Consider the following 13,548-nt stretch of genomic DNA (forward strand, 5'->3'; position numbering starts at 1 on the left):
TTGACTTGCAAAGCTCCGTAGGAGAGGTGAGCGCAACAGCACTTGTCCTCCCCTCTAAGGGGGGCGTTGCAAAGCAACGGAGGGGTTCGCACGCGGCTCTACTGGCCCTCCCCACCCACCTTCCAGACCAAAACCCACTTTCCCCCATGCTCTACACTGCCCGCTATGCCTCACCCCGAATTTGTCGGTCTCGTGAATACCTTGCAGGCCACCGCCGAAGCCGCGCTGGGCGACCTGAATGCGGCCACAGCCAGCGCCGCCCGCGACGGCCTGCTTGACCAGAGCCGCGCCCGACAGACCGCCGAACGCAGCCTGAAACTGCTGACTATGCTGGCCGAAAAAACCCGTGGCAATCTGGATTTCACCGAAGCAGACCTGCTGACTGGAGCGATTGGCAGCCTGCGCGCCCGATTGGATGAGCAACCCGCGCCGCCCACCGAATTGCCGATGTTCGGCGGCCCGAATAGCGGGAACTGATGCGGGCCGTTCTGCAACGGGTCACGCGGGCGACCTGCACGGTAGACGGCCAGATCACGGGGGCCATCGGGGCCGGATTCATGGTGCTGCTGGGCGTGGCCCCCGGCGATACGGCGGCTACGGCGGCGGCGTTGGCCCAGAAAATCGTGAAACTCCGGGTCTTCAACGACGCGGCGGGCAAGATGAATCTGGCGTTGGCCGATGCGGGCGGCCCCAGTGGAGGGGGTTCAGTCCTGAGTATCAGTCAATTCACGCTGTACGCCGACACACGCCGGGGCAACCGTCCGGGCTTCAGTGGGGCCGCCGCGCCTGACCACGCCCGCACCCTCTACGCCGAGTTCAACGCGGCTCTGCGCAGCTGCGGCGTAGACGTGCAGGAGGGCGTCTTCGGGGCGCACATGGTGCTTGACCTGACCAACGACGGCCCGGTGACCCTGATTCTGGATACGGCAGATTGGCTGAGTTGATCGCCGGTTCTGACGGCTCTCACATTTTCCACACCGCACTCACCCTCGCCCCCTAACATGCAGGCATGACCCGCCGTGTGTTTCGCCGCGCCCTCCTCGTTTCCCTGCTGCTGCTCGGCGCTGCCGGGGCCGCCTCCTACACCGTGAAAGCGGGCGATACGCTGTATTCGGTGGCCCGCGCCAACACCACCACAGTGGCCGAACTGACCCGCGTAAACCGCCTGAGCGGAACCACGCTGGAAGTCGGGCAAGTGCTGATGCTGCCGGGCAGTGCGGCCAGTGCGCCCGCAGTCGTCACGCCTGCCCAGATCACGCCTGCGCCCACCGTGCCCAGCACCGGAACATCCAGCCTGCAAGGGGTCACGGTGCGGGTTCCAGCCAACCTGAAAATGGGCGAAGGCTTTACGCTGCGGCTGAGTGGGGCGCGGGCGGGGCAGGCCACCGTGCGCTTTCCCAGCGAACTCGGTGAAGATGTGCGCCGTCCTGCCGAGGTGCTGAAACCTGTGGGGGCGGCGGGTGAATTCGTGGTGCCGGGGCGCGTGGTGCTGGGCAAAACCACACCTGTGGTCTATGAGGTCAGCGTAGGCGGCGACCTCGTGCGCGGGCAGATTCCGGTCACGGCTCTGGATCAGCCGATTCAGCACCTGAACTTGCCGGGCAGCGTGACCAACAAGCTGCAAGACCCCGCCCGCGCCGCAGAGGAAGCCGCCGTAGAAAAGGCGTATGCCCGGCGCACGCCGCAAGTCTGGTCACGGCCTTTCGCTCCGGCCTTGGCAGCGGCGCGCGGCACGAGTTCGGGCTTTGGGCAGCCGCGCACCTACAAGGCGGGCGGCCCGGTGGCCTACCATTACGGCACCGATTTCCCGGCTCCCACCGGCACTCCTATTCTGGCCGTCAATGACGGCACAGTCGTCGTGGCCGGAAAGTATCCGGTGCGGGGTGGTCTGGTGGTCATCGATCACGGGGCGGGCGTAGTCAGCATGTACTTTCACCAGAGTCGGGTGCTGGCAAAAGTCGGCCAGAAAGTCACACGAGGCCAGAAAATTGGCGAAGTGGGAACCACAGGCCTTAGCGCCGGGCCGCACCTACACCTTGAAGTCCGGGTGCGCGGCGAGGCGACCAATCCGTCGGGGTGGATGAACCGGCTGTGGCCCAGATAGGGCACTTCGCGCCGTCAGTGGTGAGTGGGTAGTAGTCAGTGGGAAGGTCAACAGCGCGTGGATCGTAGATCGTGGCGATGTGAAATGAACTCTAGGGTTTCCCCACACCCCACAACCGACAGCCCCCATGTCCGCACGCGCTTTTCCCGCGTTCTACGATCCACCCACCACAATCCCCTATCCTCACTGCCATGACCGACCCCGCCCAGCCGCCAGCTCCGCATCCCACCTACGACACCACCACGCTGGCCGCCCGAGCGGGAGAGGTGGCGCAGCCCAACGGAAGTACGGCGCTGGTGGAACCCATCTACCAGTCCACCGTGTACGCCTACCCCGACCTAGAGGCGCTGGAAGCGTCCATGAGCGGCGCACAGCCCAGCGCGTTCTACTACCGCAACGGCACGCCCAACGGAGCCACGCTGGAGCGGGCTTTGGCAATGCTGGAAGGCACCGAAGCGGCCTTGGTGGCGGCCAGCGGCATGGCGGCCATCAGCTCGGCATTCTTGGGTGTGCTGAAAACGGGCGACCATGTGATCACCGATTCTCGCGTGTACGGCGTTACTTACGCGCTGCTGGCCGAAGAATTCCCGCGCCTCGGCATTGCCGTTTCGTTCGTGGACGCCTGCAATCTGGAGGAAGTGGAAGCCGCCTTCCGGCCCGAAACACGCCTGCTGCACGTAGAAAGCCTGACCAATCCCCTGATGACCGTGCCTGATGTGCCCGCACTGGCACGCCTCGCACACGCACGCGGCGCACTCCTCAGCGTCGACAACACCTTTGCCAGCCCCGCCGTGTTCCGGCCCGCCCAGCACGGCGCAGACCTGATCACGCACAGCGTCAGCAAATACCTGAGTGGGCACAGCAACGCGATGGGCGGGGTGGTGTGTGGCCGTGCCGACTTGGTGGCCGCCGCCCGCACCCGGTTGCTGCGCTACGGCGGCAGCATGAGCGCCTTCGATGCGTGGATGACGCTGCAAGGCCTGAAAACCTTGGGCCTGCGGATGCGTGCCCACAGCGGCAACGCGCAGGCGGTGGCCGACGTGCTGGTCAATCATCCCCGTGTGCGGGCCGTATATCATCCCGGCCTATCGGATCACCCCCAGTTTCACTTGGCTATGGATTTGTACCCCGATGGCTTCGGCGGCATGCTCAGCGCCGACATAGACGACGCCCCGGCCTTCGTGCGTTCGCTGGCGGGCCGGATTCCGCTGGCCCCCAGCTTGGCCGACGTGATCACCACCCTGTCTTGGCCTTGGGGCACCTCGCACCGCGCCCTGCCCGAACCCGAACGCCGCCGCCTCGGGATTACGCCCAATCTGCTGCGCCTGAGCATCGGCATAGAAGACATCGGGGATTTGTTGGGCGACCTAGAATTCGCGCTGGACGGGGGCCAGACATAGGAGACGCAGGCATAAGGCAGTTCTCGCACGCCATCGGCTTCGATGATGCTCCCTTTGAACGGAGCCACCGGGGAAACGTGGCCGTGTTCGGCACGGTGTTCGCTCGCCGTGACTTGCACGCGGTAGTCAGTGGGCAGGTGCGGCGCGATGGACGCAACAGCACCTCCGAACTGGCGCGGTTGGTGGCGGTCAGCGGCGCTGCGGAACATCTGCACCTGATCTTGCTGCAAGGCGTGGCACTGGCCGGATTTAACGTGGTAGACGCACCCGCCCTGCACGCCGCCACCGGGTTGCCCGTGCTGATCGTGGCCCGCAAACCGCCCGATTTGACCCGCATTCGCGCCGCCCTGCTGACCCAAGTGCCGGGGGGCGCACGCAAATGGCGGCTGATAGACGCCCTCGGCCCGATGGAACCTTGCCGGGGCGTGCAGGTGCAGCGTGTGGGCCTGAGCTTGCCGGAAGCCGAAGCCGCGCTGGGCGCACTGACCTTTACAGGCTGCATTCCCGAACCCTTGCGGGCCGCCCACCTGATCGCGGGCGGCGTGACACGGGGCAGCAGCGGTGGGCAGCGGGTGTAGTAGAGATTCAGACTCGGCCCCGCAAGCTTTGGCGGTCAACCCGATCAAGGAGCAGGCCTCCTCAGTGTTCCGGTTATCCGAGAAAGGCCGCTGCGGGGTTCGGAGAGGCTGGACGCTCCCGAAACCTGACCGCCCACTGACCCAAAACGGGGTATTCTGGGCAGCGAATGAAAACGAACCTGATGTTGATCGGCGCAGCCCTCACCCTGAGCAGCTGTTCCTTGCTGTCCGGCCCGGCCCAAACCAGTGTGACCATCATTGGCGTGAACGACTTTCACGGCAATATCTTGCCCACCAGCTTCCGTGTACCTGACCCTGCTGACCGCACCAAGACGCTGACCGTGCAGGCAGGCGGCATCGAGTCCATCGGCGGCGTGCTGACCGAGGCCCGCAAGGCCAATCCCAACACCGTATTCGTGGGTGTGGGCGACATGACCGGAGCCAGCCCCCTCATCAGCGGCCTGCTGCGCGACGAGCCTTCCATCGACGCCCTGAACAAACTGGGCATGGCCGTGAACGTGGTGGGCAACCACGAGTTCGACTACGGCTTCGCCGAATTGCAGCGCTACCAGAAGGGCGGCTGCAACAGCAACGACGCGGCCAAAGCCTGCAAATACAACAACACCTTCGCGGGCGCGAACTTTACGTACATCGCCGCCAACGTGGTGGACGAAAAGACCGGCAAAACCGTATTGCCCGCCTACAAGATGATCACGGTGGGCGGCGCGAAGATCGCCTTCGTGGGCGCAGTCCTCAAAGAAACCCCCACGGTGGTCACTCCGGCAGGCGTGGCGGGCCTGCGTTTCGAAGATGAAGTGGCGTCCATCAACGCCGCGATTCCGGCCATCAAGCGCGCTGGGGCCGACGCCATCATCGCCCTTGTTCATCAGGGCGGAGCCAGCCCCGACGCCTTCGATATCGTGGACTGCAAGACCCTGACCGGCCCCATCGTGGACATTGCCAAGAAGCTGGATTCCTCGATTTCCGCCGTCATGACGGGACACACCCACCGGGGTTACAACTGCCTCGTTCCCGGCCCCGACGGTGTCAACCGCACGGTCATTCAGGGCGACGCTTACGGCCACCTGCTGCAGCGCCTCGACCTGACCATCGACACCCGTGCCAATAAAGTGCTGGCCCTGAAATCCAGCAACGTGGTGGTCAACGCCGCCACCACCCCCAAAGACGCCGCCATGACTGCCATCGTGCAGAAGGCCAAGACCCTGACCGATCCGCTGGCGCAGCAGCCGGTGGGCACCTTGGGCGTGGAGCAGATTACGCGCGTCCAGAACACCGCCGGAGAGAGCGCACTGGGTAACGTCATTGCCGATTCGCAACTGGCCGCCACCCGCGCCGCCGACAAGGGCGGGGCCGTCTTGGCTCTGATGAACCCCGGCGGCATCCGCGCCGACCTGCCTGTGAACGTCCCCAACCCCGACAAGAAAGTGACCTACGGCGACGCCTTCACGGTGCAGCCCTTCGGCAACATCCTGTCGGTGCTGACCCTCACGGGCGCGCAACTTAAGGCCGTGCTGGAGCAGCAGTTCGACAACCCCGCCGCCGGACAGAACCGGATTTTGCAGGTCAGCCAAGGCTTCACCTACACGTGGGACAACAGCAAGCCCAAGGGCGAAAAAGTCAGTGCGTTGGTGCTGAACGGCACGCCGATCGACCCCGCCGCCAACTACCGCATCGCCGTCAACAACTTCCTCGCCGATGGCGGCGACGGCTTTACCACCTTCCGTCAGGGCAAAGACCTGATCGGCGGCGACCTCGACATCGACGCCTTCCGCACCTACCTCCAGAGCAGCACCATCAGCGCTCCGGCAGTGGGCCGTATTACGCGCCTGAACTGAGCTTTATTTGTTGAAAGGGGCGGGGGCTTAGGCCTCCGCCCCCTTTTTGGCATGTTAGAACCGGGCCAACGGCATCGCCCTCGATCTGCCTTTAGACTCTAGCTCCTAGACCCTTGGACCGCTCCACTCACCGCATCAGCCGGGTCAAGGTGCGCCGAAGCGCCTCCAACACCACTTTGCTCCTTAGGGCGTCGGCAAGGGCGCGGGTGGCGTGATGCTCGCTCCCCGTCAGGGCGTCTTGCAGGTGGGCCTGCACCACCGGATGCAGGCGGCCCCGCGTGTACAGCAAGTCTTCCAAGAGGTCTTCGGCGGGCAAGCGGGCGCGGATTTCGCCGTCGGGGGTCACGGTCTGCACTATCGCCCGGCCCCGTTCATCGGTGGTCAGTACGGCGTGCAGCGGCTTTCCCGCATGGCGCGTAATCTGCTCGATGGTCGGAATGAGAGACTGAATCAGGTTCACCGCAATGCTGCGCCCCAGCAGTAGCACCCGTTCCTGATCGCCGTTCTGAATTCGCAGCGTCTGCGCCAAGTGCTGCGCCAAGCGGTCACCCTCCTGCATCAGGGCGGCCTGTGGATCAGGAGCCATGCGCCGTCCTGCTCTGGCCTTTGGTGGTCACAAAACGCGGCATTCTGTTCAGCGTAGCAAAGTGGGCCGTCGCGGTTGGCAGAGGCAAGCTGCCCCTACAGTTGGGCACACCACTGGGCTGGATTGATCAGCCGCCTGAACAGTCCACCGCGCCCGTGTGACAATATTCACACCCGTTTGAGTCGCTCACGTAGCCCAAGATGTCTGGACAGCGGCTATTTTATGCGTCTGAAACGGGCTTTGTCCAAACAGGTGCAGGGGCGGGAATGGTGTAAGCTCAGAAGGTATGAACGTTATCGGGAAAGTGACCGTCTTGCCTCAACTGCCGGAGGCCATCGCACGGCTTTCAGAACTCGCCTATAACCTGTACTGGTCATGGACGCCGCACGCTCAGGCCCTGTATTCCGAACTGGACGCCCCCACTTGGGAACGCTTCCAACGCAACCCGGTGCGTACCCTGCTGGAAGTGCCGCAGGAGCGCCTGCTGGCGGTGGCTGCCGACCCCGCCTACGTGGCCCGCTACACGCAGGTCATGGCCGACTTCGATGCCTACATGAACAAAAAAGACACGTGGGCCAGCAAGAATGCCACGAACCTGAAGCCTGTAGCCTACTTCAGCATGGAGTACGCCTACCACGAGTCGCTGCCGATCTATTCGGGCGGTCTGGGCGTGCTGGCGGGCGACCACTGCAAGAGTGCCTCCGATCTGGGCCTGCCCTTTACGGCGGTGGGCATGCTGTTTCATCAGGGCTATTTCCGGCAACTCTTCAATAAGGACGGCTGGCAGGAAGAAGCCTACGACGAGCTTGACCTGACCACGCTGCCCATCACGCCCGCGCTGGGCAGTGACGGCACACAGGCCCGCGTGAAGGTGCGAATCGGCACCCGTGACGTGCATGTGCGCCTCTGGAACCTGCAAATTGGCCGAATCCGCGTGATTTTGCTGGACGCCAACGTGCCCGACAACAGCGAAGAAGACCGCAAGCTGACGGCCCGCCTGTACGGCGGCAATCAGGAACTGCGCGTGCAGCAGTACGTGTTGCTGGGCGTAGCCGGAATCCGCGCCCTGCGCGTACTGAATATCCCCGGCAGCGTGTACCACATGAACGAGGGCCACGCCGCACTGATGGGTCTGGAGCGCGTGCGCGAGTACGTGGCCAGTGGTCTAGATTTCCGCAGCGCCGTAGAGACGGTGGCCAGCAGCACGCTGTTTACCACGCATACGCCCGTGCCTGCCGGAAACGACGCCTTTACCTACGAACTGATGGACAAATACATCAGCAAGTGGCCCGCACTGTTGAATGCCACCCGCGATGACCTGTACGGCTTGGCCCGCCACGATCAGTTCTGGGACGGCCACTGGGTGCCCAGTTTCTCTATGACCGTGTTTGCCCTGAACATGACCCGCGCCGCCAACGGGGTCTCGGAACTGCACGGCGAGGTCAGCCGCAAGATGTGGAACTTCCTGTACGAGGGAGCCACCCCCGAAGAAGTGCCCATCGGCCACGTGACCAACGGGGCGCACAACTTGACCTTCACCTCTCAGGCCATGCGCGACCTGCTGAGCACAGTGCTGCCTGCCGACTGGACGGAGCGTCTGGAAGACGAGGAGATGTGGAAGCCCGTAGACAAGCTCAGCGACGGCCAGCTCAGCGACGTGCAGCGCACCATGAAGCGCGAAATGATCGATTTTGTGCGGAGCAGCCAGCGCGAGCAGATGCTGAGGAACGGGGCGAGTGCCGCAGACGTGGCTGCCACCGACACCCTGCTCTCCGAAAACGCCCTGACCATCGGCTTTGCCCGCCGCTTTGCCACCTACAAGCGGGCCACGCTGCTGTTCCGTGACCGCGCACGCCTGAACGCCATCATCAACAACCCGGAGCGGCCCGTGCAGTTCGTGTTCGCGGGCAAGGCGCACCCCGCCGACAACCCTGGCAAGGCCTTTATTCAGGAAATCTACCGCATGTCGCAGGAACCCGAATTCCGGGGCAAGATCGTGATTCTGGAAAACTACGACATGAACGTGGCCCGCCATCTGGTACAGGGCGTAGACATCTGGCTCAACAATCCACGCCGCCCTCTGGAAGCATCGGGCACCAGCGGCATGAAGGCCAGCTTCAACGGCAGCCCCAATTTCAGTGTGCTGGACGGGTGGTGGCGCGAAGGCTACGACAACACCAACGGTTGGCCCATCGGTGACGAGCGCGAATACGCCGACCTGAACCTGCAAGACGACGCCGACGCCTACAGCCTGTACAGCCACTTGGAACACGACATCGTGCCCCGCTATTACGGCACGCTGGCCGGAGCCGACTCCTGGGCGCACACCGTTCGCCGCGCCATCGAAACCTGTAGCCCGCGCTTTTCTATGCAGCGTCAGGTCATCGATTATGTGCGCCAATACTACATTCCCCTCAGCGTGCGCGGCGAGGCCGTGGCCGCTGACGACAGCGCCAGCGCCCGCCAGATCGCCGGATGGAAAACATGGGTGCGCCAGCAGTGGCCCTACACCCAGATCACGGCCAACGCCGACCTGCCCACCACCGCGCAGCCCGGCCAAGCCGTGACCGTCACGGCCCACGTGAACCCGGCAGGCATTCACCCCGAAGAACTGAAGGTAGAGGCCGTGCTGTCGCGGGGCGAACACCGCATTCGCGTGCCGCTGACCTACAACCAGAACAACACCTACACGGCGCAGGTGCCCCTGAAAGACAGCGGCCTGTATTCCATCGGCGTGCGGATGGTGCCCGAAATCGCGGGCCTGAGCAACGAACTGGAGCTGGGCCTGATTAAATGGGCCTGAGCTAGCAGCTAGAGCAGTAATAATCTGGAGCGGTGGGCGAGGTGGCCTGCCGCTCCGGTTTCTATGCGCTGGAGGGATAGTTCCCCGGACATGTTCTGAGGCAGAGTTTGTCTGATAGCTTCTCAGCGTCCCAAAGATCAGTCATATGTATGCGTTCAGAGCAAACTCAAGGCGGGCCAGAGAATCTACTCCGGCCCGCCTTCCGCATTTCCCAATCTGCCGTCAGTCGCCGGAACTCAGGCTCCGCTGGGGCTGCTCTGACGTGTGGGGGGCTGGGTAGTGTGGCCTGCTGCTGATATGCGGCGTCGGCTCCTGCTCCACATAGCGCGTGCCTTTAAACCAGGTATTTTGGCGGCGCAGGTAGTTGGAGTAGGCCAGCGGCAGGCTACACAGCAGGGCCGCGCCGTACACCGGCAGGCTGACCAGCGCGTAGGGCAGGCTCCACCACGACAGTCCCTTTTCGTTGCGGAAGCGCACGGCCCAGTTCAGTTGAATCATCAACGGCACGACAGTCAAGAGAAGGCCCATCCAGTCGGGCAGCATCAGCCCTTGCCAGCCGAAGACGCGGCGAAGAATTTGACTGACGATACTCAGAATCAAGATGATATTCAGCCAAGGCGACAGGATGAAGTAGGTGAAATCCAGCCGCGTGAGCGGACTCGCGCCCGACTTCCAGAGGCGTGTGAGGTACGGCAGACATTGCAACGCGCCCTGCGTCCAGCGGGCACGCTGTTTGATAAAGGCGCGGGGATCGAGAATGCCCTGCTGCATGATGTGGGCGGGCAACAGCGCCACCCTGTGCCGGGGGTTGTCCAACACGATTTCCATGACGCTGCCAAAGTCTTCCAGCAGCACGTCGGGCCAAGGGGTGTTGCCCTGCCCAAGCTGATGGCTGAGGTAGCTGAGGCGCATGCACTGGCCGTTGCCCGTCAGCGAGGCCACGCCGCCACTGGCCCGCAACCGCTGAATATGGCCCACGATGAACGTTTCCAAGTCTTGCTGAAAAATCAGCATTTTGGAAATCAGCCCACGCACGCCGCCGTCTTTGACTTCTACGGGCCGGAAGCGCATCCAGCCTTGCCCGGCCATCACGTCGGGATTCTGAAAAGCCCCGCGCACTTGGGGAGCAAAATCGCTGCTGACGCGGCCATCGGCGTCTAATACCACCAACACATGCTGACTCAGGTCTTGGCCCGTCAGCCAAGGCGCTTGCAATAGCCGCGCTACGGCCCAGTTCAGGGCGCGGCCCTTGTTTTCCTGCGCTTCGGGAGCCACCCGCCGCAGCAGCGCAATCATCGGGTCGGTTCGGCTGTACTGCTCCACGATGGCGGCAGTCGCGTCGACACTGGCATCGTCGATGACCACCACCCGCGCTTCGGGCACGGTAGAACGCAGGTTTTGCAGGGTGGCGGCAATCACGGCCTCCTCATTCATGGCCGGAATCAGAAAGGTCAGCGTGACGCCGCGTTCTGCCACAGGGGGCTTGGGCCGGGGCCGCAGCGCACTGGCGGTCTGGTGAACCGCGTACATCAAAAACAGCAACAGACCAGCAATATCGATCAAATACAGAGGATTCATCAGGGCAAACTCCGGGCGAGGCAAGACATCGCGGGCACGGCCTACTATCTCAAGTTTGCCGGGAGATGACTAGGGCATAAGCGGGGGTGTGGGCCTGCAAGCAGCTTGGGCACGTGTTGTACCGCCTATGTATGAGGAGTGGCTGCAAGTCTTGACCCCCAACGGCTTGGTCAGCCGATCAGAACCACAGGCCGGAGAGACGGGAGTCACGCAGAAGCCCTCACGTCCGGTCTGCCGATCCTCTAGAATGTACTCAGTCCAAATCCATTTCCCGCCCCTCACGGGCAGCTTGCCCGACCTCACTTCAAGGAGTCTGACCATGCCAGAAGCCGTCATTGTTTCTACGGCCCGCACGCCCATCGGCAAAGCTTACCGGGGCTACCTCAACGACACTCACGGTTCCGACATCGGCGCACACGCGGTTACGCACGCTGTAGCGCGGGCCGGAATAGACCCCGCCGAAATCGAAGACCTGATTTTTGGAGTGGGCAACCCCGAAGGCGCAACCGGAAGCAACATCGCCCGCCAGATCGTGCTGAGAAGCGGCTTTCCGGTGGGTGTATCGGGCGTCACGGTCAACCGCTTTTGCTCCAGCGGGCTGCAAACCATCGCGCTGGCGGCCAATCACATTATGGCGGGGCAGGGCGACGTGTACGTGGCAGGCGGCATGGAAAGCATCAGCCTGACGCAAAACGAGCACGCCAACAAATACCGCCTGATCGGGGAGTGGCTGAAAGAGCACAAGCCCGACATTTATATGCCCATGCTGCAAACCGCCGAAGTGGTGGCCAAGCGTTACGGCATTTCCCGCGAGGCGCAGGATGAATACGGCCTGCTGAGCCAGCAGCGCACCGCCGCCGCCCAGCGTGAAGGCCGATTCGACGCCGAAATCGTGCCCATGACTGCCTCGATGAAGGTGCAGGACAAGGCCACCGGCGAGATTTCCAACCGTGAGGTGACCGTGGCGCAGGATGAGGGCAACCGCCCTGACACCAACTTGGAAGGACTTGCCAAGCTCAAACCCGTCATCGAGGGCGGCGTGATCACGGCGGGCAATGCCTCGCAACTCAGCGACGGCGCGTCGGCCTGCGTGGTCATGAGCGGCGACCTTGCCCGCGAACGTGGTCTGCAACCGCTGGGACTGTTCAAGGGCTTTGCGGTGCATGGGTGCGAACCCGACGAAATGGGCATCGGCCCCGTGTTCGCCGTGCCCAAGTTGCTCAAGCGTCATGGCCTCAACATTGGCGACATCGACCTGTGGGAACTGAACGAAGCATTCGCGGTGCAGGGCATCTACTGCCGCGATCAACTGGGCATCGACCCCGAAATTTATAACGTGGATGGCGGCAGCATCAGCGTGGGCCACCCCTACGGCATGAGCGGCGCACGCCTGACCGGGCACGCCCTGATAGAAGGCAAACGCCGAGGCGCGAAGCATGTGGTGGTGACGATGTGCGTGGGCGGCGGCATGGGGGCAGCAGGTCTGTTCGAAGTGCTGTAAAGAGTTTTGTGGAGAGGAGGGCGGGAGGCTGAGTGCTTTCCGCCTTTTTCTGTGTGGTTTGCGTCTGGCTTGGCGGGTGAATCCCCTCAAGGAGAAAGCTCCACCGCTTTTCCTTAGACCCTAGACCCTTGGACTGTCCTTCGCCCCACCACAATCGCTTAACATCAAACGGTTTATACTCTCCCTATGACTCTATCTCCCCTCATCCCACACGGGATGCACCACGTCACCGCCGTGACCGCCGACGCGCCCGCCAATCACGCTTTTTACGTGGGCGTGCTGGGGATGCGGATGGTCAAAAAGACCGTGAACCAAGACGACCCTACCGCCTATCACCTGTTTTTTGCCGATGGTGCGGGCAATCCCGGCAGCGACCTGACCTTTTTCGAATGGCCTGTACCGCCCGAAGAACCCGGCAACCGCTCTATTTCCAGAACCAGTTTGCGTGTGCCGGAAGGGAGCCTGAGCTGGTGGGCCGATTACCTCGCCGCGCAGGGCATACACACAACCCACAGCCAACGCGCAGGCCGTGCCAGCCTCGATTTTGCCGACCCAGAAGGCCAGCGCCTCAGCCTGATCGAAGGTGGCCCCGGCGGGCAAACGTGGGCCGCCAGCGTCATTCCCGCCGCCCACCAGATTTCCGGCCTTGGCCCCAGCGAACTGACCTTGCCCAGCCTGTTTCCCACCGACCGCGTGCTGACCCGCGCCTACGGTCTGACCGCTGCTGGCACGTATCCCGACCCGGCCAGTGCCGAACATACCGTGCATGTGTACCAGATGGGGGACGGTGGCCCACACGCCGAACTGCATGTGCGGATTCGCCCTGATTTGGCCCCGGCGCGGCCCGGTGCAGGCGGCGTGCATCATATCGCCCTGCGTGTGCACGATGACCAATACCACGACTGGAACGCTAAATTAGGCAGCTTGGGCCTCCGCACCAGCGGGGAAGTAGACCGCCATTGGTTCCAGTCCATCTACTACCGCGAGCCGCAGGGCATTCTGATCGAGCTTGCCACCGATGGCCCCGGCTTTGGCGTGGACGAAGACGCCGATAAACTGGGAGAAAAGCTGGTGCTGGCCCCCTTTTTGGAGCCTAGGCGGGCGCAGATCGAAGCTGGCTTGAAGCCTATCGGGTGAAGCGG

11 protein-coding genes are annotated in these 13,548 nt (G+C 63.3%); 9 read left to right on the forward strand and 2 right to left on the reverse strand.

Annotation, left to right across the window (positions count from 1 at the left end):
* Positions 1-165 precede the first annotated feature (165 nt).
* The 6 genes from SU48_RS06290 to SU48_RS06315 all read left to right on the forward strand — a co-directional run bounded on the left by SU48_RS06290 (position 166) and on the right by SU48_RS06315 (position 5,938).
* Positions 166-477 carry a DUF1844 domain-containing protein gene (locus SU48_RS06290; protein WP_064014509.1) on the forward strand — a complete coding sequence of 104 codons (312 nt, stop codon included), beginning with the start codon at positions 166-168 and terminating at the stop codon, positions 475-477.
* A complete protein-coding gene (dtd, locus tag SU48_RS06295; protein WP_064014510.1) occupies positions 477-944 on the forward strand; it encodes a D-aminoacyl-tRNA deacylase in 468 nt (155 codons plus the stop codon). Before SU48_RS06290 ends, dtd begins: the two co-directional genes overlap by 1 nt.
* Before the next feature lie 65 nt (positions 945-1,009).
* Positions 1,010-2,104, forward strand: a complete 1,095-nt coding sequence (locus tag SU48_RS06300; RefSeq protein WP_064014511.1) for a M23 family metallopeptidase — start codon at positions 1,010-1,012, stop codon at positions 2,102-2,104.
* Positions 2,105-2,295: 191 nt separating this feature from the next.
* Complete coding sequence (locus tag SU48_RS06305; protein ID WP_064014512.1) at positions 2,296-3,504, forward strand: trans-sulfuration enzyme family protein; 1,209 nt, start codon at positions 2,296-2,298, stop codon at positions 3,502-3,504.
* Positions 3,505-3,536: 32 nt separating this feature from the next.
* The gene (locus tag SU48_RS06310) at positions 3,537-4,082 is read left to right on the forward strand and encodes an endonuclease dU (protein ID WP_064015886.1); all 546 of its coding nucleotides are present in this window, start codon (positions 3,537-3,539) and stop codon (positions 4,080-4,082) included.
* A gap of 167 nt (positions 4,083-4,249) precedes the next feature.
* Positions 4,250-5,938, forward strand: coding sequence for a bifunctional metallophosphatase/5'-nucleotidase (locus SU48_RS06315; RefSeq protein WP_064014513.1), 1,689 nt, complete (start codon positions 4,250-4,252; stop codon positions 5,936-5,938).
* 127 nt (positions 5,939-6,065) lie between these two features.
* Here SU48_RS06315 and SU48_RS06320 read toward each other — a convergent pair whose 3' ends face one another.
* Entirely contained in the window at positions 6,066-6,524 is a 459-nt protein-coding gene (locus SU48_RS06320) for a hypothetical protein (protein WP_064014514.1), read from the reverse strand.
* A gap of 286 nt (positions 6,525-6,810) precedes the next feature.
* Here SU48_RS06320 and glgP point away from each other — a divergent pair, with 286 nt between their 5' ends.
* On the forward strand, positions 6,811-9,327 hold the full coding sequence (gene glgP / locus SU48_RS06325; protein ID WP_064014515.1) for an alpha-glucan family phosphorylase: 2,517 nt from the start codon (positions 6,811-6,813) through the stop codon (positions 9,325-9,327).
* Positions 9,328-9,549: 222 nt separating this feature from the next.
* On the opposite strand, the gene SU48_RS06330 is transcribed toward glgP, so the two are convergent.
* Positions 9,550-10,905, reverse strand: coding sequence for a glycosyltransferase family 2 protein (locus SU48_RS06330; RefSeq protein ID WP_064014516.1), 1,356 nt, complete (start codon positions 10,903-10,905; stop codon positions 9,550-9,552).
* 319 nt (positions 10,906-11,224) lie between these two features.
* On the opposite strand from SU48_RS06330, the gene SU48_RS06335 reads away from it, so the two are divergent.
* Positions 11,225-12,406, forward strand: a complete 1,182-nt coding sequence (locus tag SU48_RS06335) for an acetyl-CoA C-acyltransferase (RefSeq protein WP_064014517.1) — start codon at positions 11,225-11,227, stop codon at positions 12,404-12,406.
* 186 nt (positions 12,407-12,592) lie between these two features.
* On the forward strand, positions 12,593-13,543 hold the full coding sequence (locus tag SU48_RS06340; protein ID WP_064014518.1) for a ring-cleaving dioxygenase: 951 nt from the start codon (positions 12,593-12,595) through the stop codon (positions 13,541-13,543).
* The last annotated feature ends 5 nt before the right edge of the window (positions 13,544-13,548 follow it).

Origin of the sequence: Deinococcus puniceus (genome assembly GCF_001644565.1) — a bacterium.
Lineage (GTDB): Bacteria > Deinococcota > Deinococci > Deinococcales > Deinococcaceae > Deinococcus > Deinococcus puniceus.

Bases quoted from the DNA above. Each gene is read 5' to 3' on its own strand.
- SU48_RS06290 (WP_064014509.1), top strand. From the start codon at position 166: ATGCCTCACCCCGAATTTGTCGGTCTCGTGAATACCTTGCAGGCCACC.
- SU48_RS06330 (WP_064014516.1), bottom strand. From the start codon at position 10,905: ATGAATCCTCTGTATTTGATCGATATTGCTGGTCTGTTGCTGTTTTTG.
- SU48_RS06320 (WP_064014514.1), bottom strand. From the start codon at position 6,524: ATGGCTCCTGATCCACAGGCCGCCCTGATGCAGGAGGGTGACCGCTTG.
- SU48_RS06335 (WP_064014517.1), top strand. From the start codon at position 11,225: ATGCCAGAAGCCGTCATTGTTTCTACGGCCCGCACGCCCATCGGCAAA.
- SU48_RS06340 (WP_064014518.1), top strand. From the start codon at position 12,593: ATGACTCTATCTCCCCTCATCCCACACGGGATGCACCACGTCACCGCC.
- SU48_RS06315 (WP_064014513.1), top strand. From the start codon at position 4,250: ATGAAAACGAACCTGATGTTGATCGGCGCAGCCCTCACCCTGAGCAGC.
- SU48_RS06300 (WP_064014511.1), top strand. From the start codon at position 1,010: ATGACCCGCCGTGTGTTTCGCCGCGCCCTCCTCGTTTCCCTGCTGCTG.
- SU48_RS06305 (WP_064014512.1), top strand. From the start codon at position 2,296: ATGACCGACCCCGCCCAGCCGCCAGCTCCGCATCCCACCTACGACACC.
- dtd (WP_064014510.1), top strand. From the start codon at position 477: ATGCGGGCCGTTCTGCAACGGGTCACGCGGGCGACCTGCACGGTAGAC.
- glgP (WP_064014515.1), top strand. From the start codon at position 6,811: ATGAACGTTATCGGGAAAGTGACCGTCTTGCCTCAACTGCCGGAGGCC.